This window comes from Pseudomonas sp. St29 (assembly GCF_001547915.1).
GTDB lineage: Bacteria > Pseudomonadota > Gammaproteobacteria > Pseudomonadales > Pseudomonadaceae > Aquipseudomonas.
The window spans coordinates 5,705,499-5,724,253 of record NZ_AP014628.1 but is presented as its reverse complement, the minus strand read 5'-3'; the positions used below and the strand labels follow the sequence as shown (position 1 = coordinate 5,724,253).

The 18,755-nt window shown below is 64.7% G+C and carries 17 protein-coding genes and 2 pseudogenes; 10 read left to right on the top strand and 9 right to left on the bottom strand.

Translation table 11 applies throughout. From position 1 onward, the window contains the following. Nucleotides 1-36: 36 nt before the first annotated feature. On the bottom strand, nucleotides 37-711 hold the full coding sequence (locus PST29_RS25470; protein ID WP_060841091.1) for a heavy metal response regulator transcription factor: 675 nt from the start codon (nucleotides 709-711) through the stop codon (nucleotides 37-39). Nucleotides 712-1,096: 385 nt separating this feature from the next. Here PST29_RS25470 and PST29_RS25465 point away from each other — a divergent pair, with 385 nt between their 5' ends. The 3 genes from PST29_RS25465 (at nucleotide 1,097) to PST29_RS25455 (ending at nucleotide 6,893) form a co-directional block, all read left to right on the top strand. Beyond that, the gene (locus PST29_RS25465; protein WP_060841090.1) at nucleotides 1,097-2,347 is read left to right on the top strand and encodes a TolC family protein; all 1,251 of its coding nucleotides are present in this window, start codon (nucleotides 1,097-1,099) and stop codon (nucleotides 2,345-2,347) included. Nucleotides 2,348-2,544: 197 nt separating this feature from the next. Then, on the top strand, nucleotides 2,545-3,729 hold the full coding sequence (locus PST29_RS25460) for an efflux RND transporter periplasmic adaptor subunit (RefSeq protein ID WP_060844639.1): 1,185 nt from the start codon (nucleotides 2,545-2,547) through the stop codon (nucleotides 3,727-3,729). Between the two features lie 26 nt (nucleotides 3,730-3,755). After that, nucleotides 3,756-6,893 (top strand): CusA/CzcA family heavy metal efflux RND transporter, encoded by a 3,138-nt coding sequence (locus PST29_RS25455; protein ID WP_060841088.1) that lies wholly within the window; start codon nucleotides 3,756-3,758, stop codon nucleotides 6,891-6,893. A gap of 509 nt (nucleotides 6,894-7,402) precedes the next feature. Here the strand turns inward: PST29_RS25455 and PST29_RS25450 are convergent. The 3 genes from PST29_RS25450 to PST29_RS25440 all read right to left on the bottom strand — a co-directional run bounded on the left by PST29_RS25450 (nucleotide 7,403) and on the right by PST29_RS25440 (nucleotide 9,929). After that, the gene (locus tag PST29_RS25450) at nucleotides 7,403-7,861 is read right to left on the bottom strand and encodes an REP-associated tyrosine transposase (protein ID WP_060844638.1); all 459 of its coding nucleotides are present in this window, start codon (nucleotides 7,859-7,861) and stop codon (nucleotides 7,403-7,405) included. 341 nt (nucleotides 7,862-8,202) lie between these two features. After that, entirely contained in the window at nucleotides 8,203-8,424 is a 222-nt protein-coding gene (locus tag PST29_RS25445; RefSeq protein WP_060841087.1) for a hypothetical protein, read from the bottom strand. 176 nt (nucleotides 8,425-8,600) lie between these two features. Further along, nucleotides 8,601-9,929 (bottom strand): OprD family porin, encoded by a 1,329-nt coding sequence (locus PST29_RS25440; protein ID WP_060844637.1) that lies wholly within the window; start codon nucleotides 9,927-9,929, stop codon nucleotides 8,601-8,603. A gap of 331 nt (nucleotides 9,930-10,260) precedes the next feature. On the opposite strand from PST29_RS25440, the gene PST29_RS25435 reads away from it, so the two are divergent. Beyond that, nucleotides 10,261-10,593 carry a DUF2790 domain-containing protein gene (locus tag PST29_RS25435; RefSeq protein ID WP_060844636.1) on the top strand — a complete coding sequence of 111 codons (333 nt, stop codon included), beginning with the start codon at nucleotides 10,261-10,263 and terminating at the stop codon, nucleotides 10,591-10,593. Between the two features lie 24 nt (nucleotides 10,594-10,617). Here the strand turns inward: PST29_RS25435 and PST29_RS25430 are convergent, their stop codons facing one another. Beyond that, a complete protein-coding gene (locus PST29_RS25430; RefSeq protein WP_060841084.1) occupies nucleotides 10,618-11,112 on the bottom strand; it encodes a RidA family protein in 495 nt (164 codons plus the stop codon). A 193-nt stretch (nucleotides 11,113-11,305) separates the two neighbouring features. On the opposite strand from PST29_RS25430, the pseudogene PST29_RS32930 reads away from it, so the two are divergent. The 4 genes and pseudogenes from PST29_RS32930 to PST29_RS32915 form a co-directional block, all read left to right on the top strand. After that, nucleotides 11,306-12,097, top strand: a pseudogene (locus PST29_RS32930) (PAS domain-containing protein); the annotation flags it as partial. Between the two features lie 114 nt (nucleotides 12,098-12,211). Beyond that, a complete protein-coding gene (locus PST29_RS32925) occupies nucleotides 12,212-12,643 on the top strand; it encodes a methyl-accepting chemotaxis protein (RefSeq protein ID WP_442963176.1) in 432 nt (143 codons plus the stop codon). 184 nt (nucleotides 12,644-12,827) lie between these two features. Beyond that, nucleotides 12,828-13,553 (top strand): annotated as a pseudogene (locus PST29_RS32920) (PAS domain-containing protein); the annotation flags it as partial. Continuing rightward, entirely contained in the window at nucleotides 13,536-14,144 is a 609-nt protein-coding gene (locus tag PST29_RS32915; protein ID WP_442963175.1) for a methyl-accepting chemotaxis protein, read from the top strand. The pseudogene PST29_RS32920 and the gene PST29_RS32915, both read left to right, overlap by 18 nt. A 47-nt stretch (nucleotides 14,145-14,191) precedes the next feature. Here PST29_RS32915 and PST29_RS25415 read toward each other — a convergent pair whose 3' ends face one another. From PST29_RS25415 to PST29_RS25405, 3 genes are all read right to left on the bottom strand, one after another. Continuing rightward, nucleotides 14,192-14,719: a GNAT family N-acetyltransferase gene (locus PST29_RS25415; RefSeq protein ID WP_060844634.1), complete on the bottom strand. Its 528-nt coding sequence runs from the start codon at nucleotides 14,717-14,719 to the stop codon at nucleotides 14,192-14,194. Between the two features lie 57 nt (nucleotides 14,720-14,776). Beyond that, nucleotides 14,777-15,682, bottom strand: coding sequence for a LysR family transcriptional regulator (locus PST29_RS25410; RefSeq protein WP_060844633.1), 906 nt, complete (start codon nucleotides 15,680-15,682; stop codon nucleotides 14,777-14,779). A 110-nt stretch (nucleotides 15,683-15,792) separates the two neighbouring features. Then, nucleotides 15,793-16,566 carry an SDR family oxidoreductase gene (locus PST29_RS25405; RefSeq protein WP_060844632.1) on the bottom strand — a complete coding sequence of 258 codons (774 nt, stop codon included), beginning with the start codon at nucleotides 16,564-16,566 and terminating at the stop codon, nucleotides 15,793-15,795. A gap of 163 nt (nucleotides 16,567-16,729) precedes the next feature. On the opposite strand from PST29_RS25405, the gene PST29_RS25400 reads away from it, so the two are divergent. Then, the gene (locus PST29_RS25400; protein ID WP_060841079.1) at nucleotides 16,730-17,335 is read left to right on the top strand and encodes a flavin reductase family protein; all 606 of its coding nucleotides are present in this window, start codon (nucleotides 16,730-16,732) and stop codon (nucleotides 17,333-17,335) included. 33 nt (nucleotides 17,336-17,368) lie between these two features. Further along, nucleotides 17,369-17,875, top strand: a complete 507-nt coding sequence (locus tag PST29_RS25395; protein WP_060844631.1) for a YbaK/prolyl-tRNA synthetase associated domain-containing protein — start codon at nucleotides 17,369-17,371, stop codon at nucleotides 17,873-17,875. On the opposite strand, the gene PST29_RS25390 is transcribed toward PST29_RS25395, so the two are convergent. Then, nucleotides 17,865-18,749 carry a LysR family transcriptional regulator gene (locus PST29_RS25390; RefSeq protein WP_060841077.1) on the bottom strand — a complete coding sequence of 295 codons (885 nt, stop codon included), beginning with the start codon at nucleotides 18,747-18,749 and terminating at the stop codon, nucleotides 17,865-17,867. The genes PST29_RS25395 and PST29_RS25390 overlap by 11 nt on opposite strands. Between the last annotated feature and the right edge of the window lie 6 nt (nucleotides 18,750-18,755).

The following is an 18,755-nucleotide window of genomic DNA, read 5'->3' as shown; positions in this document are numbered from 1 at the left end:
CAGGAGCCGGCGCACCGGCGAACCCGGCCTCGCGCCTCAGTCGCGTTCTTCGAGGACGTAACCCACGCCGCGCAAGGTGTGGATCAGCTTGCGTTCGAACGGGTCGTCGATCTTCGCCCGCAGGCGGCGGATCGAGACTTCCACCACATTGGTGTCGCAGTCGAAGTTCATGTCCCAGACAAAGGAGATGATCTGGGTTCGCGACAGCACCACTCCGCTCTGGCGCATCAGCAGGTGCAGCAGGGCGAACTCCTTGGTGGTCAGGTCGATGCGCTGTTTGCCGCGAAAGGCCCGGTGGCGGCTCTGATCCAGCTCCAGGTCGGCGACGCGCAACACATCCGGCACCGGTTTCTGTTCGCTGCGGCGCATCAGGGTGCGGACCCGGGCCAGCAACTCGGGAAACTCGAACGGCTTGACCAGGTAATCATCGGCGCCCAGGTCCAGGCCGCGGATCTTGTCCGCCAGCCGGCCCTGGGCGGTCAGCATCATGACCCGGGTGTTGCTGTTCTGGCGGATCTGGGACAGCACTCCCCAGCCGTCGATCTGCGGCAGGTTGACGTCGAGAATCACCAGGTCGTAGGCGTGCTGACGGGTCAGGTGCAGGCCATCCGCGCCGGTATTGGCGCAATCGACCACATAGCCGCTTTCGGTCAGCCCCTGATGCAGGTACTCGGCAGTTTTGAGTTCGTCTTCGATAACCAGGATTCGCATGCGGGTGAGGTTCTCGGTGAATAACAGGCAGTAAGGAAAGTTGCTGGAAACGGCGCTGAAGATGGGTAGCGAGTGTGCTCGGTCCCCTGCACCTGGAAGGATCTGAAAGTTGATTGGCGAATGTTTTAAAAAGGGCAGTGCACTCGCTTTCAGTGTCCGGATATTAATACAGAACCTTGAGCCAGAGCCTTGGCTAACGGATTTGTAATCTTTGCGCCACCCTGCTGATAACCGGTGAAAGTTACCCTGAGTTGAACTTGAAACTCTTTCTGCCAATGGGCGCAGTGTTGCAGTTTCATATCGACCGGGGGGCTCTTTGTATATCCCGCGATATGTTCCGCGCCGCTTCGCAGAAACTTTGCCTCACCAGGGGCCGGAACCTGTTATGCCAACTTTCCCGAGAACACCCGCCCGGGCTGCGCCGACCTGCCGCTGGATGCTGTGGCTGGTCCTGGCAGCCGCGCCGCTGAGCGTTGCCCAGGCTGCCGTCCTGAGCCTGGACAGCGCCCTGGCCAAGGCCTTTGCCAACAACCCCGAACTGGCCGCCGCGCGCTGGGAGATCGACATCGCCCAGGGCGCCCGGCAGCAGGCCGGGCTGCTGCCCAACCCGGTGCTCTCGGTGGACGCCGAGGACACCCGCCGGGACTCGCGCACCACCTCGGTCAAGCTCAGCCAGGCGCTGGAGCTGGGGGGCAAGCGTGGTGCCCGGGTGGAGGTGGCCAGTCGTGGCCAGGAGCTGGCCGCCCTGGAGCTGGAGCGGCGCGGCAATCAGCTGCGGGCCGATGTTCTGCAGGCTTACTACGCCGCGCTGCGGGCCCAGGAGCGCACACAACTGGCCGGGCGCTCGCTGGCCCTGGCCGAACGCGGGGTGAGCGTGGCCCAGGGGCGGGTCAATGCCGGCAAGGCCTCGCCGGTGGAAGCCACCCGGGCCCAGGTGCAACTGGCCGAGGTTCGTCTGGAGCTCAGCCGTGGGCAGATGGAGCAGGACACTGCCTATCAGCAGCTGGCCAGTATCACCGGCAGCGCCGCCACGGACTTCTCGGCGGTGCAGGAGCCTGAACGGGCGCCGAGCACGCTGCCGGCCTCGGCGCAGTTGTTGAGCCGCTTGCCGGAGACTGCGGAGTTGCGCCTGGCGGAGCAGGAAATCGTTCAGCGCGAAGCGTCCCTGGGGCTGGAGAGGGCCCAGCGCATTCCCGATCTGGACGTCAGCATCGGCAGCCAGTACGACGCCGGGGCCCGTGAGCGGGTCAACCTGGTGGGCCTGTCCATGCCGTTGCCGCTGTTCAACCGCAACCAGGGCAACCTGCTCTCCGCCGCGCGCCGCGCCGATCAGGCCCGGGACCTGCGCAACGCCACGGAACTGCGCCTGCGCAGTGAAACCCGCCAGGCTCTGGAGCAATGGAACACCGCCAGGGGCGAAGTGCAGGCCTTCAACCAGACCATCCTGCCCGCCGCCCAGCGCGCGGTGGACAGCGCCACCCGGGGCTTCGAAATGGGCAAGTTCAGTTTCCTCGAAGTGCTGGACGCCCAGCGCACGTTGATCGGTGCCCGCAGCCAGTACCTCGCCGCCGTGGCGCAAACCACCGATGCCCGGGTGCGGATCGAACGCATCTACGGCGACCTCAGCCGCTGGTGAAAGCCGGGCTGCGGGGCCTGGTCTGCCTGCTTGCCCTGCTGGTCAGCGATTGCAGCAGCGTGCCCGGGACGCCACCTGAGGAGCCGCCCCGGCACTGGTGTGTCCATGAATGGCATCGGGCCCTCGACGACATTTTCTTTTCGCCTACCTCGTAAGGCGCTTCGTGCGCTGCCGAACCTCGATTCTCAGGAGTACCCATGGATAAGAAACGCAGCCTGATAGTGGCCATTACCGCGGTGGTGGGGCTGGGAGCGGTGGCCCTGCTGTTGCCGGGCCTGTCCTCCCCCGCGGCGCCTGCCGACGCCAAGCGTGCGGATGCGGCCGAGCCGGCCGGACACGGCGCCGAGGAGCCCGAAGGTCACCTGGAACTCAGCGCCGAGCAGATCCAGGCCGCCGGGATCGAGCTGGCCGAAGCCGGTCCGCGGCAGCTCAAGCGGGTGCTGAGCCTGCCGGGGGAAATCCGTTTCGACGAGGATCGCACCTCCCACATCGTGCCCCGGGCCGCCGGGGTCGTGGAGTCGGTGCAGGTCAATCTGGGGCAGTCGGTCAAGCGCGGCGAGCTGCTGGCGGTGATCGCCAGCCAGCAGGTGTCCGACCAGCGCAGCGAGCTGGCGGCCGCCGGGCGGCGGGTCGAACTGGCCCGTACCACCTTCGAGCGCGAGCGGCAGTTGTGGATCGACCAGATCTCCGCCGAACAGGATTACCTGCTGGCCCGGCAGAACCTGCAAGAAGCGCAAATCGCCCTCAACAACGCCCGACAGAAGATGAATGCCCTGAGTGGCAGCGCCCAGCTGGCGGGGGGCAACCGCTATGAAATGCGCGCGCCCTTTGATGGCGTGGTGGTGGAAAAGCACCTCAGCGTCGGCGAGGTGGTGAGCGAGAACAGTGCGGCCTTCACCCTCTCGGACCTGTCCCGGGTCTGGGCCACCTTCGGTGTGTTCCCCAAGGATCTGGGCAAGGTCCGGGTCGGCCAGCCGGTGAGTGTCAGCTCCAGCGAACTGGGGACCCAGGTCCAGGGACAGGTGGCCTACGTCGGCAGCCTGCTGGGGGAGCAGACCCGGACCGCCACGGTGCGGGCGACCCTGGCCAACCCGAATGACGCCTGGCGTCCGGGGCTGTTCGTCGCGGTGCAGGTGGCCACCGAAGCCTTCGAGGCGCCGGTCAGCGTGCCGCTGAGCGCGATCCAGACCGTGGAAGACCGGCCGTCGGTGTTTGTCCGGGTGGCCGAGGGCTTCCAGGCCACGCCGGTGGTCACCGGCGCCGCCGATGACGGTTTCGTCGAGGTCCGCGAAGGGCTGGCGGCCGGAGCCCGGGTGGCCACCCGCGGCAGTTTCACCCTCAAGTCCGAACTGGGCAAAGGCGCGGCCGACCACGGCCATTGATCGGTCACAGCAGAGAGTGCTTTCCCATGTTTGAACGCATCATTCAATTTGCCATCGAGCAACGCATCATCGTTCTTCTGGCGGTGCTGCTGATGGCCGGCGTCGGCATCGCCAGCTACCAGAAACTGCCGATCGACGCGGTGCCCGACATCACCAACGTCCAGGTGCAGATCAACTCGGCGGCGCCGGGTTTTTCGCCCCTGGAAACCGAACAGCGCATCACCTTTCCCATCGAAACCGCCATGGCCGGCCTGCCGGGCTTGCAGCAGACCCGTTCGCTGTCGCGTTCGGGCCTGTCCCAGGTCACGGTGATCTTCAAGGACGGCACCGATCTGTTCTTCGCCCGGCAACTGGTCAACGAGCGGCTGCAGGTGGCTCGCGAGCAATTGCCTCAAGGCGTGGAGGCGGTGATGGGGCCGATCTCCACCGGCCTCGGGGAAATCTTCCTGTGGACCGTGGAAGCCGAGGACGGCGCGCGCAAGGAGGACGGCACGCCCTACACCCCCACCGACCTGCGGGTGATCCAGGACTGGATCATCAAGCCGCAGTTGCGCAACGTGCAGGGCGTGGCCGAGATCAACACCATCGGCGGCTTCGCCAAGGAGTACCAGATCGCCCCCGATCCCAAGCGCCTGGCGGCTTACCGGCTGACCCTGAATGATCTGGTAACGGCCCTGGAGCGCAACAACGCCAACGTCGGCGCCGGCTACATCGAGCGCAGCGGCGAGCAGTTGCTGATTCGCGCGCCGGGACAACTGGCGTCCATCGAGGACATCGCCAACATCGTCATCAGCAGCAGCGACGGCACGCCGATCCGCGTGCGCAACGTCGCCGAGGTGCAGATCGGCCGCGAACTGCGCACCGGCGCCGCCACCGAAAACGGCCGCGAAGTGGTGCTGGGCACGGTGTTCATGCTGATCGGCGAGAACAGCCGCAGCGTGTCCCAGGCGGTGGCGAAAAAGCTCGAAGAGATCAACCGTTCGCTGCCCGCAGGGGTGGTGGCGGTCACGGTCTACGACCGCACCAACCTGGTGGAAAAAGCCATCGCCACGGTGAAGAAGAATCTCTTCGAAGGCGCGCTGCTGGTGATCGTGATTCTGTTCCTGTTCCTGGGCAATATTCGCGCCGCGCTGATCACCGCCCTGGTGATTCCGCTGTCGATGCTGTTCACCTTCACCGGCATGTTCAGCAACAAGGTCAGCGCCAACCTGATGAGCCTCGGCGCCCTGGACTTCGGCATCATCGTCGACGGCGCGGTGGTGATCGTGGAGAACGCCATCCGCCGCCTGGCCCACGCCCAGCAGCACCACGGGCGCATGCTGACCCGCTCCGAGCGCCTGCACGAAGTCTTTGCCGCAGCCAAGGAAGCGCGGCGGGCGCTGATCTTCGGCCAACTGATCATCATGGTGGTGTACCTGCCGATCTTTGCCCTGACCGGGGTGGCCGGGAAAATGTTCCATCCCATGGCCTTCACCGTGGTCATGGCGTTGCTGGGGGCGATGATTCTCTCGGTGACCTTCGTCCCGGCGGCCATCGCGCTGTTCGTCACCGGCAAGGTCAAGGAAGAGGAAAACCTGCTGGTGCGCAGCGCCAAGCGGGGCTACGCGCCGGTGCTGGACTGGGTCATGGGCCATCGTGCGGCGACCTTCGCCCTGGCTGCGGCGATCCTGCTGGGCAGCGCTGTGCTGGCCAGTCGCATGGGCAGCGAATTCATCCCCAGCCTCAGCGAAGGTGACTTCGCCCAGCAGGCCCTGCGGGTGCCCGGCACCAGCCTCACGCAGTCGGTGGACATGCAGCAGCGCCTGGAGAAAACCCTGCTGGCGCAAGTGCCGGAGATCGAGCGGGTGTTTGCCCGCACCGGCACCGCTGAGATCGCCTCGGACCCGATGCCGCCGAATATTTCCGACAGCTACGTGATGCTCAAGCCCAAGGCCCAGTGGCCCGATCCGGGCAAGTCCCGCGAGGCCCTGATCGCCGATATCCAGCGCGCCAGCGCTCGGGTGCCGGGCAGTGCCTACGAGCTGTCGCAGCCGATCCAGCTGCGCTTTAACGAGCTGATTTCCGGGGTGCGCAGCGATGTTGCGGTCAAGGTGTTCGGCGACGACATGAACGTGCTGAACAAGACCGCCAATGACATCGCCGCGGCGTTGCAAGGCTTGTCCGGCGCCTCGGAAGTCAAGGTTGAACAGACCTCGGGGTTGCCGGTGCTGACCATCAATATCGACCGCGACAAGGCCGCACGTTTCGGCCTGAACGTGGGCGATGTGCAAGACACCATCGCGGTGGCGGTGGGCGGGCGTCAGGCCGGCACCCTGTACGAAGGCGACCGGCGTTTCGACATGGTGGTGCGTCTGTCCGATCAACTGCGTACCGACATCGATGGCCTGTCGCGGCTGCTGATCCCGATACCGGCGAGCGCGGGCACGGGCAACGGGCAGATCGGGTTCATTGCCCTGTCGGAAGTGGCCAGCCTCGATCTGGTCCTGGGGCCCAATCAGGTCAGCCGCGAGAACGGCAAGCGCCTGGTGATCGTCAGCGCCAACGTGCGCGGCCGCGACATCGGCTCCTTCGTCGAGGAGGCCACGGCCTTGATTGCCGGCAAGGTCAAGGTGCCCGCGGGATACTGGACCACCTGGGGCGGCCAGTTCGAGCAGTTGCAGGAGGCTTCCCAGCGCCTGCAAGTGGTGGTGCCGGTGGCGCTGCTGCTGGTGTTCGGCCTGTTGTTCATGATGTTCAACAACCTCAAGGATGGCCTGCTGGTGTTCACCGGCATTCCCTTTGCCCTGACCGGCGGGATCATGGCCCTGTGGCTGCGGGACATTCCGCTGTCGATCTCGGCGGGAGTCGGGTTCATTGCCCTGTCCGGTGTCGCGGTGCTCAACGGCCTGGTGATGATCGCCTTTATCCGCAACCTGCGGGAGGAAGGCCGTTCGTTGTCCGTGGCGATTCATGAAGGCGCGCTGACCCGCCTGCGCCCGGTGCTGATGACCGCGCTGGTGGCGTCCCTGGGGTTCATCCCCATGGCCCTGGCCACCGGCACCGGCGCCGAAGTGCAGCGACCCCTGGCCACCGTGGTGATTGGCGGCATCCTGTCGTCCACCATCCTCACCTTGCTGGTCTTGCCGGCGCTGTACCAATGGGCGCACCGCAGGGAAGAGGACTGATCGCGCGCTGCTTCTGGTAACCGCTGCCGCAGGTTGCGAACGGGCCGGGAGGGCGCGGGGCTCTTGAGGCTGCTGCGGGTTCGGCGGGAGATTGTCAGGCAAGGTCCTGCGGACCTTTGCGCAGCTTCGCCGTGGCTCAGCAGCGGCTACAGGGCCGGTGGCGATCGGGGGGTGTGTAGCCGCTGCCGCAGGCTGCGAACGGGCTGGGCGGCACTCCGTCGAAGGGCGCGGGGCTCTTGAGGCTGCTGTGGGTTTGGCGGGAGATTGTCAGGCAAGGTCCTGCGGACCTTTGCGCAGCTTCGCCGTGGCTCAGCAGCGGCTACAGGGGCGGTGGCGATCGGGGATTTGTGTAGCCGCTGCCGCAGGCTGCGAACGGGCTGGGCGGCACTCCGTCGAAGGGCGCGGGGCTCTTGAGGCTGCTGTGGGTTTGGCGGGAGATTGTCAGGCAAGGTCCTGCGGACCTTTGCGCAGCTTCGCCGCGGCTCAGCAGCGGCTACAGGGTGTGTGGGTTAGAGCCAGGCGGCATCCCAGAGGGGGTAGTCGCCTACGCGCTCGACCAGTCCTGCGCGAACCGGGTTGTAGATGATGTAGCGGGCAAGCGCCTTGAGGTCTGCTTCGCGACGGATGGCCTGTTCGTAATACCCTTTTTGCCACAGCCGACCGCGTCGGTTCAGGCGTTGGTTGATGGTGCGTCCGCTACGGGATTTGAGCCGGCACAGGGCTTCTTCCAGCGAGCATTTCTGCAGTTGGAACAACCAGTGAATGTGATCAGGCATGACCACCCAGGCCAGTGAATGGGTAAGGCCCGCTTCGTGCTGTTCCCTCAGTTGGTCGACCACCAGCCGCCCCAGGCAAAAGTCGCTGAACACTCGGCACCGTCGTTCGGTCACGGCGGTCACGCTGTAGATCCTGCCGATCTGCGAGCGCCGCCCCTTGAACAGGCGATAACCATTGGATCGGAATTGCATTACCCGGCTCTCCCTGTGCTGGAATGATCCCTTCACGCTAGTCCCGGCTCGGCCTGTTAACAGATGTATCCCGTTAACACTTATGTCTCTCCTGCATCCTTGTAGCCGCTGCTGAGCCAAGGCGAGCTGCGCCAAGGTCCGCAGGACCTTCAGCGATCCTCACAAGCAGCGCCTGCTTCGCGGTCGTTCGCCGCCTGCGGCAGCGGCTACAGGTGCCAGTCCTGCGGCAATTCCTGGGCAAAAAAAAGCGCCCCATGCGGGACGCTAAAAATTCATCTCTTTCCAAAGGAGCATCAGAAAAAACGCTTCAAGAGATGAATGTGCTCTGTGGGCAACGGCGCTCAGATGTCTTGTGCGGCCGCGTTGGACGATGACGCATCACCGGGGGCTTTGCCGGTGCCGTCGGTGCTGGCGGTTTCCTGGTTGGCATCGCCGTGAATCTGTTCCTGGCTGGCCAGGAAACCTTCACGAACCTGTTGCGGACGTTCGCCGCCGTCGGCCGCTAGGGCGGTGAAGCTGGTGCTGGCCAGAAGGCCGATCAACAACAATTGGGTTGGGCGCATGGATGGACTCCTGACAAGCTCTCGAGCCGGGGAAAGTCCGGCGGATTTGAGTGTGTCCGGGAGTATAGGGAGGCCAACCTAACGAGAAGGTGAGGCCGATATTACAGTTCTGAAAGGCGCGAGTCTGTGAAGAAGTTTTAACACCGGGCAGGCCGCAACCTGCCCGGCCAGACGCTTTAGAGCAGGGCCAGCGGGTACTCGACGATCAGCCGGAATTCCTCCAGGTCGGATTCGAACTGGCTGGAGCGGATGGTCGCCTGGCGGATGCGCAGGGACAGGTCCTTGAGCGTGCCGTCCTGGAACACGTACTTGGCTTCGATGTCCCGTTCCCAGCGACGTTGATCGGTCAGCGGATCACCCGCCGCGTCGCGGCGCATGTACACCGCGTTGGCGTGGCTGTAGTCGGCGTCGCGGCCTCGGGCGTAGCGGGTCATGAAGGACAGCCCAGGAATACCGAAGGTCTGCATGTCGAGGTCGTAGCGGACCATCCACGAGCGTTCCTTGGGCGAGTTGAAGTCGCTGTACTGGATCGAGTTGTCGAGAAAGATCGAGTCCGACTGGCGCAGGTAGTCGAAGTCGTCATTGCCGTTGTTGCGCTGGTGCGACAGGGCCAGGGTGTGGGCGCCGTAGGTGGCGCCGACCTTGGCGCTCCAGATGTTGTTGTCGAACTCGCCCAGCAGTTTCTTGCCCTCGTCCACGGCCTTGTAATAGTTGAAGCCGCTGAACAGGGTCAGGTCGTCGGACACCGGGTAGTTCACCGCCGTGCCGAAGTAGTACTGATCCCAGGCGTCTTTCAAGCGGCTGCTGTAGAGGCTGAAACTGAGGTTGGGGTTGAGCTTGTAGTCGCCACCGAAGTAGCCGACCCAGGGCGAGTCGACCTTGCCGGCGTAGAAGGTGGCAAAGCCGTCGCGCATGCCGCTGCTGTCGGGCTGGCTCATGGCGTGCAGGCGCCCGCCTTGCAGGTTGAGACCGTCGAGGCTGGTGTTTTCCAGGGTCACCCCGCGAAAGCTTTCCGGCAGCAGGCGCGAGTCGCCGTAGTGCACCACCGGGGTCTTGGGGAACACGTCGCCGACTTTCAGCACGGTGTCCAGGGCCCGCAGTTTCACCGCACCGCCGGCCTTGCCGTAGCCGTCGGCGGGCTCGTTGTCGTGGTTCACCGGCAGCATGCCGAAGGAGCCACGGCCGCCGCTGCGCCCGCTGCCGGAGTCGAGCTTGAGGCCATACATGGCGAAGGCGTCGATACCGAAGCCGACCGTGCCCTGGGTGAAACCGGATTCGAACTGGCCGATCAGGCCCTGGGCCCAGGCTTCGGAATAACCGTTGCCGGTGGGGCTGGACTGGCCTTTGCGATCGTCGCGGTTGAAGTAGTAATTGCGCAGCAGCAAGTCGAGGCGGCTGCCTTCGACAAAGCCTTCGGGGCGTTCCTCGGCGGCCACGGCGGCCACGGGACAAAGCCCCAGAACCGCGGCGAGCACGGACAGGGACAAGGGGGGATTGATACGCATGGGGTCGCTCCTGAGTGTTGGCAGCTATCAACTTTTATATCGCCAGAGGCGTTCTTATTGGGCTCGACCAACAGGCGTGGTTACGCCCTGAAAGTCGCCGTCGATAGTTGCAAACGGCAGATAACGGCGCGGTGACCCGCTGATTACAATTGTGCAAGAAAGGCTAGTCGACAGGCGTCGGCGGCGGCCCTGAAACCCCGATGAACCGGGGGTTCGATGGCGCACCGGGGCCGCGCGGGCAGGTGCATTACAGATAAGTAATGTGCCCGCGATCATCCTGAAAGGGTCGGTTGCTTATCCTCGTCGCTGTCAACTGGACGAGGAAACTGTCATGAAAACTGTCAACCTGAGTATCGCCGCGCTGCTGTTGTCCCTCTCTTCCCTGGCCTTGGCCGAAGGTGGTGGCGACCGCACCTTTGCCCGGGCCATGGTGGAGAACCAGAAGGACATGGAGCGCTATGCGGCGAGTCAGGGCAAGCCGGCGCCGGTGGTGCAGAACTACCGCTACGGCATGGATCTGGATATCGCCAAGGTGGTCAGCGTCACCCCACCGATCAAGTCCTGCAACGTGGTGCCTTCGCGCATGACCTACGAAGACTCCGCCGGCCAGCTCAAGACCATCGAGTATCAGGTCATGGGTCAGTGCCGCAACAACGGCAGCTGATCCATGGGCGGGCTGGCGCGGCCTTCAGTCGTTGCCGGGTTCGGGGTGCAGGGCGACGATCATGTCGACTTCCACCGAGGCATTTTTCGGCAATTGATAGACCCCCACCGATGTGCGGGTGTGCACCCCGGCGTCGGCGAAGATCGAATAGAGCACCTCCGAGGCGCCGTCCGCCACCTCGCTCTGCTGGGTGAAGTCCGCCGCGCTCTGCACGTAGACGTTGATCCGCAGGATGCGCCGGATCCGTTGCAGGTCGCCGAGCATCTGCTTGAGGACCGCCAGGGCCCGCAGGGTACAGATCTGTGCCCCGTGGCGGGCCTGCTCCAGGCTGGTTTCGGCGCCCACCCGGCCGACCACCATCACCTGGTCGTCGATACGCGGGATCTGTCCGCTGACGTACACCTCATCGCCATTGCGCACCGCCGGCACATAGTTGCCGCCAATGCGCATCTCGCCCTCGAAACTGTGTCCGACTCGTGCAGCCTCTTGCTGAAAAAGCGCCTTGCGTGATGCGTCCATAGTCCAACTCCGTCGATCGCCTGGGATTTCCCGATGCCGACTATACGCGCTCCAGGGCGCCGGTAAATCCTCGCTCAAAGTCCCGCAGGCAGGGGCTTTGCCCGCGCTTGAATTATTTTTGTCGGACAAGCCCGGGCTGCTATTAAGAAAAGACTTTCAGGGCCGATGTTAGGCCCACAGCAGCCTATTTTTTATGTCCTCCCGGTGCCTCCCCATGTTCAATAAACGCTTGAAGCAAGAGCTGGCGGCTCTTCGTGAAGAACTCTCGAGCCTTCAGCAAGTGAAGGAAAGTCTTGAAAGCGAGATGCTCGTGATCAATTTGAGCGCCGATGGACGGATTCAATCGGTCAACCACAACTTCGCCCAGGAAATGCTCTACAAGAGCGGCGACCTGCTGGGGCGGTCCCTGGAAGACATCGTTCCGGCCCACGTCAAGCACGACGAATTTCACCAGCGCTTCAAGGCGACCCTGGCCCGGGGCGAGCACTTTGCCGGGGCGGTGCGCCTGCTGCGGGGCAACGGCGAGGAGGCCTGGCTGCGCTCGATCTCCCAGCCGGTCCACGACTCCGAGGGGCGGATCAAGTACTTCGCGATCTTCTCCAGCGACCTGACCCGCACCATCGAGGCTTCCCGGGAGCACGAGAACCTGATCGGCGCCCTGATGCGCTCCACCGCACTGATCGAGTTCGACCTCAATGGCCATGTGCTGACGGCCAATGAGCGCTTTCTCTCCGGCATGGGCTACAGCCTGGCGCAGATCAAGGGCAAGCATCACCGCATGTTCTGTGAGCCCGAGGAGTACAACAGCGCGGCCTACCAGGCGTTCTGGAAACGCCTGAATGCCGGGGAATTCATCGCCGACCGTTTCAAGCGCATCGATGCCCATGGCCGGACAGTCTGGCTGGAGGCGTCCTACAACCCGGTGCTGGACGCCAACAACAAGCTCTACAAGATTGTGAAGTTCGCCACCGTGATCACCGACCAGGTGAATCAGGAACTGGCGGTGGCCGAAGCGGCCAACATTGCCTACAGCACCTCGTTGCAGACCGACAACAGCGCCCAGCGCGGCACCACCGTGGTCACCGAGGCGGTGAACGTGATGCGCGATCTGGCCAAGCACATGCAGGACGCCGGCGAGGGCATCGGCGCCCTGAACGAGCAGTCCCTGGTGATCGGCAGCATCGTCAAGACCATCAGCGGGATTGCCGAGCAGACCAACCTGTTGGCCCTCAACGCGGCGATCGAGGCGGCCCGGGCCGGTGAGCAGGGGCGCGGTTTCGCCGTGGTCGCCGACGAGGTCCGGCAACTGGCTTCGCGTACCAGCAAGGCCACCGAGGAAATCGTCGGCGTGGTCCGGCAGAACCAGGACATGGCCCGTGACGCAGTGGAACTGATGGCCGAAGGCAAGCTGCAGGCCGAGCAGGGCCTGGCCCTGGCGGCGGAGGCCGGCACGGTGATCGTCGAGATCCAGGACGGCGCGCAGAAGGTGGTGAGCGCGGTGGGGCAGTTCGCCAATCAACTGTCCAGCTGAGCCTGGGGCCCCGGTGACGGGGCCCGCTCATTGGGACGGTATGGCTCGGCAGCAGGAATTCTGAGGAGCTTTCCTAGAGAGTCTTAGGAAAATTCTGAAAGGGCGGGCAGGGCGTGGAGAAAGGTCAGCCAGCGCCGATGGCAAGAGGGATCGTTGTATTCACTCTTAGTCTGTCGGTGTATCCATGTTCAATAAACGTCTGAAACAACAGCTTGCCTCACTGAGCGACGAGCTGAGCGCTCTGCAGCAATTCAAGGCCTGCCTGGAAACCCAGGTGCTCAGCATCGAACTGGACAGCGAGGGGGTGATCCGTCGGGTCAACCAGAACTTCACGCGGACCCTGGGCCTGGATGGCCAACAGCTCTGCGGGCAACCCCTGGAGCAGATAGTGTCGAGCCATGCGCAGGCGGTGCAGCTGTATCGCTCTCTCAGGGCAGCCCTGGGACGCAACGAAGGCTACATCGGCCAACTGCGCTTGCAACGTGGCGACGGCCGCGATGCCTGGTTGCATACCTGTGTCCAGCCGATACACGACCAGGCCGGGCATCTCGACCACTTCTCGCTGATCTGCACCGACCAGAGCGCCGCGGTGCAAAGCGCCTGCGAGCATGAAAACCTGATGGCGGCGTTGCTGCGCTCCACCGCGGTGATCGAGTTCGACCTGCAAGGCCGGGTGTTGACCGCCAACCCGCGGTTTCTGGCGTGCATGGGTTACCGCCTCGATGAAGTTCAGGGGCAGAACCACCGTCTGTTCTGTGATCCCGAGGAGTATGAGGGGCCGTCGTATCAGGCGTTCTGGGCGCGCTTGAACGCCGGTGAATATGTCGCCGACCGCTTCAAGCGAATCGACAGCCAGGGCCGGGTGGTGTGGCTCGACGCCTCTTACAACCCGGTGCTGGATGCCAACGGCCACCTATACAAAGTGGTGAAGTTCGCCACCGTGATCACCGAGCAGGTGAACCAGGAACGCTCGGTGGCCGAGGCCGCCGACATCGCCTACAGCATCTCCCGGCAAACCGATACCAGTGCCCAGCGCGGCTCGGCGGTGGTCACCGAGACCCTGGACGTGATGCGTGACCTGGCCAAGTGCATGCAAGAGGCCGGTGACGGTATCGAAGCCCTGAACGAGCAGTCCCTGGTGATTGGCAGCATCGTCAAGACCATCAGCGGGATTGCCGAGCAGACCAACCTGCTGGCCCTCAACGCGGCGATCGAGGCGGCCCGGGCCGGTGAGCAGGGGCGCGGCTTCGCCGTGGTCGCCGACGAGGTCCGGCAACTGGCCTCGCGTACCAGCAACGCCACCGACGAGATCGTCGGCGTGGTCCGGCACAACCAGGACATGGCCCGCTCGGCGGTGGAGCTGATGGCCGAAGGTCGGCAGCAGGCCGAACAGGGCCTGACCCTGGCGGCGGAGGCCGGCACGGTGATCGTCGAGATCCAGGACGGGGCGCAGAAAGTGGTGGACGCGGTGGGGCAGTTCGCCAGTCAGCTGTCCACCTGAGTGGCGTGCCGCAGGTTCAGGCTCCGCGCCCGTGGGCGCGGACCGGCTCAGCGCGGCAAGGGGGCGTGGCACTCGTAGTGCAAGCGGTCGAACCACTGTCCGTGCAGCAGGAAGCTGCGGCGTGAATGGCCGTAGCAGGAGAATCCGGACGTCTCCAGGACCCTGACCGAGCCGAGGTTTTCCGGGCGGGCGTTGGCTTCGATGCGGCTCAACTGCAACTCGCCGAAGGCCCGTTGCAGCACCTGCGCCACCGCCGCCCGGGCGATACCTCGGCCGTTGAATTTGGCGCCCACGCGATAGCCCAGCTCGGCGCAATTGAAGTAGGGGCGCTGCACCCGGTGCAGGTTGATGCGCCCCACCAGTTGTGAATCCTGTCGAATCAGAAACTGATAGCCGCGATCCGCGGCAGCGTCCTGTTGGGCCTGGGCGATGGCCTCGGCGACCCCTTCGGCGCAGTAGTACGCCGCCGGGCGGGCGTTGATCGAGGCTTCGAAAAAGGCGCGGTTTTCTTGTTCAAACGCCAGCAGTTCCTGCCAGTCGTCCAGTTGTGGTGCACACAGGTGCAGGTGGCTCATGGTCCGGGGATCTCAATCCGTTGAAGGCGCTTTCATCTCACGATTGCCTTGTGCGCATCAAGCCTGCAGATGCGGATCGATCAATTCGGCGAACCATTCGATGAACACGTTCAGCCGGCGCGAACGGTGGCGACGGTCGGGGTACAGCGCGCAGATGTCCATCGGCGCCACCGGCAACTGCTGGAGCACCTGCACCAGCTCGCCGCGATCGAGCAGGTGCTGCACGTCGAAACGCGGCACCTGGATCAGCCCCAGGCCCTGGCGACAGCAGGCGATGTAGTTCTCGACGTTGTTGACGATCACCCGGCTGGGCAGCCTCAGAAGGTGCTCGCGACCTTGCAGCAGGTACTCCCAGGGCTGTTCGCGACCGGTGTCCGGGGAGGCGTAACCGATCATCCATTGGCCGTTCTGCAAGTCCTGGGGGGTGTGGGGCTCGCCGTGTTCGGCGAGGTAGGCGGGGCTGGCGCAATTGATCATGGCCAGTTGCCCCAGGGGGCGGGCGATCAGGCTGCTGTCCGCCAGGCTGCCGACGCGGATCGCACAGTCGATGCCTTCCTGGACCAGATCGATGCTGCGATCGCTGGCGCCCAGGGCCAGTTGCAGGTCGGGGTACTGCGTCAGCCACTGGGGCAGGGCGGGCACGATCAGGCGCCGGGCGATGCGGCTGGGCACGTCGATATTCAAGCGCCCGCTGACATCCACCAGACGATGGTGGAACAGCTGGTTGAGCTCCGAGGCATCCGCCAGCAGGCGTCGTGCCCGCTCCAGGAGGATGGTGCCATCGGCGGTCAACTGCACCTGGCGGGTGGTTCGGTGCAGCAGCCGGGTGCCGAGGCCGTTCTCCAGTTGCTGCACAGCGGAAGAGACAGTGGCCCGTGGCAGTTCCAGGGCATGGGCGGCCTTGATGAAACTGCCCATGTCGGCCACCTGGATGAACACGCGGTATTGCTCAAGCTTATCCATCGTATGAACGATCCTGGTTCGGGGGACGCCTGACGGCGGTGGAACGCTGCATCGTCCGAGGCGATCGATGCAGCGTCCCGGCAGGCCAATTTACCCCTTGGGCGCCAGGATTACTTGGTGGTGTAGCCGCCGTTGATCAGTAAGGTCTGGCCGGTGATCCACCAGCCCTCGGTCACCAGATGGCGAATGAACGGCACCACGTCCTCGATATCGGTGAGCCCGGTCTTGCTCGACGGCGACAGGGCCGCTGCGCTCTTGTGGTAGGCCACGGCGTCGGCGCCTTCGGCAGGGTAGAAAAACGGCGTGTCCATGGGGCCCGGCCCCACCGCAGTCACCGAGATGCCCCGGGCGCCGAACTCCTTGGCCGCGGCCCGGGTGAAGTGTTCCACCGGTGCCTTGGAACCGCCGTAGGCGGCATAGAACGGGGTGAAGGCCCCCAGCAGCGACGTCACCAGGGTCACCAGCTTGCCGTTGTCCTCCAGGTGCTTGCCGGCTTCCTTGATGAAGAAGAACGCGCTCTTGGCATTGACCGCGAACATCTGGTCGTACTCGTCTTCGCTGATTTCGATGATGGGTTTCTTCAGCACCTTGCCCACGGTGTTGATGGCGATGTCGATCTTGCCGAAGCGTGCCTTGACCTCGCTGAACAGACGCTCCACCGCACCGGCGCGGGTGAGGTCGGCCTGCCAGGCGTGGGCGTCGACCCCCAGGGCCCCGAGTGCCTCCAGGGTGCTCTGGGCATCGGCCTGACTGGCATCGCTGTTGTAGTGCACGGCCACGGCCTTGGCACCGTGGCTGGCCAGATCCCGGGCAAGCAGGCCACCGAGGTTTTTCACCCCGCCGGCGATCAGCACGACTTTGTTGTTCAGGGAATGATCGGCCATGGCATGGCTCCTTCGACGATTGCGGTGAAGGCTGAGTCTAGTGGCTGCCATGGGATTGATAAGCCGTCGACGCCTGGACGGACTGTCCAGAAAAACCGCCCAATTCCTGTGGCTGCACAGGTGGCGGATAGGTCTACAATCGGACTTTTTTCAGGAGCCTGCCATGCCTGCATTTCGTCATCCGGTGCCATTGGAAAAAGCCTACCGCCTGCTCAATCACGGTCCGACCGTGCTGGTCAGCGCCGCCCACGGCGGGCAGCGCAATATCATGGCGGCGGCCTGGGCCATGCCCCTGGATTTCGAGCCGCCGAAAGTCGCCGTGGTGCTCGACAAGTCCACCTGGACCCGGCAACTGCTGGAAGCCTCGGGCACCTTTGTCCTCAACGTGCCCTGCGCCGCCCAGGTGGACATTGTGCAGACCCTGGGCAACAGCTCCGGGCTGGAGCTGCAGCAGGCCGGCAGCGACAAGTTCGCCGCCTATGGCTTGTCCACCTTCACCGGTCAGGCCCTGGAGGCGCCCCTGCTGGAAGGCTGCGTGGCCTGGCTGGAATGCCGGCTTTTACCCGAGCCGCACAATCACCAGCAGTACGACCTGTTCCTCGGGGAAGTGATCGCCGCTCAGGCCGATACCCGGGTGTTCAGCCAAGGGCGCTGGCACTTCGACGGCCAGGATCGGCTGCGCACCCTGCACCATGTGGCGGGCGGGCATTTCCTGACCATCGGCGGCGCGCTCGACGGTCGTCAACTGCCCCAGTCCGGCGACGCCTGAGGCGAGCCGCCGCCACTTTTTCAAGGATTGAACATGCACGAAGTTTTCCAGCGTCTGGTGAGCCTGATGGACAGCCAACAGGCCCGTTATCGGGTGATCCTGCACCCGGCCGAAGGGCAATCGGCGCGGGTCGCCGAGATCCGTGGCACCGAGCCGGGGCAGGGGGCCAAGGCCATGCTGTGCAGCCTCAAGGGCACGAGCGATGTGTATGGGCTGGTGATTCTCTCTGGCGACCAGAAGCTCGACATGAAGAAGGTCGGTGCGGTACTGGGGGGCAAGAAGGCCCAGCTGGTCCCGGCGGAGCTGGCCAGGGAACTGACCGGTTGCGTGATCGGCGCCATTCCTCCGCTGAGTTTCGATCCGCGCATTGCCCTGATCGTCGACCCGCCACTGATCGAGCGCTACGCCGAAATCGCCTTCAATGCCGGACGCCTGGATGCCTCCATGGTTCTTGATACCCAGGACTACCTGAGGATCGCCCGGCCGCTGCTGTTGAGCGTGACCCAGGAGACCGAGGGCGTGCAGGCTCCTACCAGCTGACCCGGCCCAGGGCGTCGGCAAAGGCGGTGAGCTTCGGCGAACACTGGCGCGAAGGGGGATACACCAGCGACAGCTGCCGACTGCGCCCGGCCTGCGCGTGCAGCACCGGCAGCAACAGGCCCGCATCCAGGGCATCGCGCACGGCGAACTCCATCAACTGGGCAATGCCGAACCCACCGAGCACCGCATCCACCAGGGCATCGCCGATGTCGAAGATCAGCCGCCCCTGCACCGCCAGGTCCAGGGGCTTGCCCTGGTCCATGAACTGCCAGTCCACCAGCCGGCCGCTGCGCAGATTGCGCACCGTCAGGCAGTTGTGCTGTTGCAGGTCCGCCAGCTGCCGCGGCGTGCCGTGGCGTTCCAGGTAGGCCGGTGCCGCCACGGTGACCCAGCGCAGGGGCGCCAGGGGCCGGGCGATCAGGCGCTGATCCTGGATCAGCCCGGTGCGCAGCACCGCGTCAAACCCTTCGTCGATGAGGTCCACCACCCGGTCGGTCATCACCGCCTCGATGCTCAGTTCGGGATGCTGGGCCGTCAGCTCGCCAATCACCGGCATCACCACCTTGCGCCCGAACAGCGACGGCGTGCTGATCTTCAACATCCCGCTGGGCGAGTCGCGGCGGTCCAGCAGCAGGTGCTCGGCATGGGCCAGCTCTGCCAGTAAAGGCGCTGCCCGCTCCACCAGCATCTGCCCGTCCGGGGTCAGGCTGACACTGCGGGTGTTGCGTTGCAGCAGGCGCACGCCGAGCTGTTGCTCCAGGCGCGATATGGCGCGGGACAGGCCGGACTGGGTCAGCCCCAGGTCACCGGCGGCGCGGGTAAAGCTGCGGGTTTCGGCGACCCGGACCAACAGCCGAAGGGCGTTCAGATCCATGATTAA

Excerpts from the sequence above, each read along its gene's own strand:
- PST29_RS25415 (WP_060844634.1), bottom strand. The coding sequence starts at position 14,719 with ATGAGCCACCTGCACCTGTGTGCACCACAACTGGACGACTGGCAGGAA.
- PST29_RS25445 (WP_060841087.1), bottom strand. The coding sequence starts at position 8,424 with ATGCGCCCAACCCAATTGTTGTTGATCGGCCTTCTGGCCAGCACCAGC.
- PST29_RS25470 (WP_060841091.1), bottom strand. The coding sequence starts at position 711 with ATGCGAATCCTGGTTATCGAAGACGAACTCAAAACTGCCGAGTACCTG.
- PST29_RS25400 (WP_060841079.1), top strand. The coding sequence starts at position 16,730 with ATGCCTGCATTTCGTCATCCGGTGCCATTGGAAAAAGCCTACCGCCTG.
- PST29_RS25430 (WP_060841084.1), bottom strand. The coding sequence starts at position 11,112 with ATGGACGCATCACGCAAGGCGCTTTTTCAGCAAGAGGCTGCACGAGTC.
- PST29_RS25435 (WP_060844636.1), top strand. The coding sequence starts at position 10,261 with ATGAAAACTGTCAACCTGAGTATCGCCGCGCTGCTGTTGTCCCTCTCT.
- PST29_RS25395 (WP_060844631.1), top strand. The coding sequence starts at position 17,369 with ATGCACGAAGTTTTCCAGCGTCTGGTGAGCCTGATGGACAGCCAACAG.
- PST29_RS25440 (WP_060844637.1), bottom strand. The coding sequence starts at position 9,929 with ATGCGTATCAATCCCCCCTTGTCCCTGTCCGTGCTCGCCGCGGTTCTG.
- PST29_RS25460 (WP_060844639.1), top strand. The coding sequence starts at position 2,545 with ATGGATAAGAAACGCAGCCTGATAGTGGCCATTACCGCGGTGGTGGGG.
- PST29_RS25465 (WP_060841090.1), top strand. The coding sequence starts at position 1,097 with ATGCCAACTTTCCCGAGAACACCCGCCCGGGCTGCGCCGACCTGCCGC.
- PST29_RS25405 (WP_060844632.1), bottom strand. The coding sequence starts at position 16,566 with ATGGCCGATCATTCCCTGAACAACAAAGTCGTGCTGATCGCCGGCGGG.
- PST29_RS25455 (WP_060841088.1), top strand. The coding sequence starts at position 3,756 with ATGTTTGAACGCATCATTCAATTTGCCATCGAGCAACGCATCATCGTT.
- PST29_RS25410 (WP_060844633.1), bottom strand. The coding sequence starts at position 15,682 with ATGGATAAGCTTGAGCAATACCGCGTGTTCATCCAGGTGGCCGACATG.
- PST29_RS32925 (WP_442963176.1), top strand. The coding sequence starts at position 12,212 with ATGCGCGATCTGGCCAAGCACATGCAGGACGCCGGCGAGGGCATCGGC.
- PST29_RS25390 (WP_060841077.1), bottom strand. The coding sequence starts at position 18,749 with ATGGATCTGAACGCCCTTCGGCTGTTGGTCCGGGTCGCCGAAACCCGC.
- PST29_RS25450 (WP_060844638.1), bottom strand. The coding sequence starts at position 7,861 with ATGCAATTCCGATCCAATGGTTATCGCCTGTTCAAGGGGCGGCGCTCG.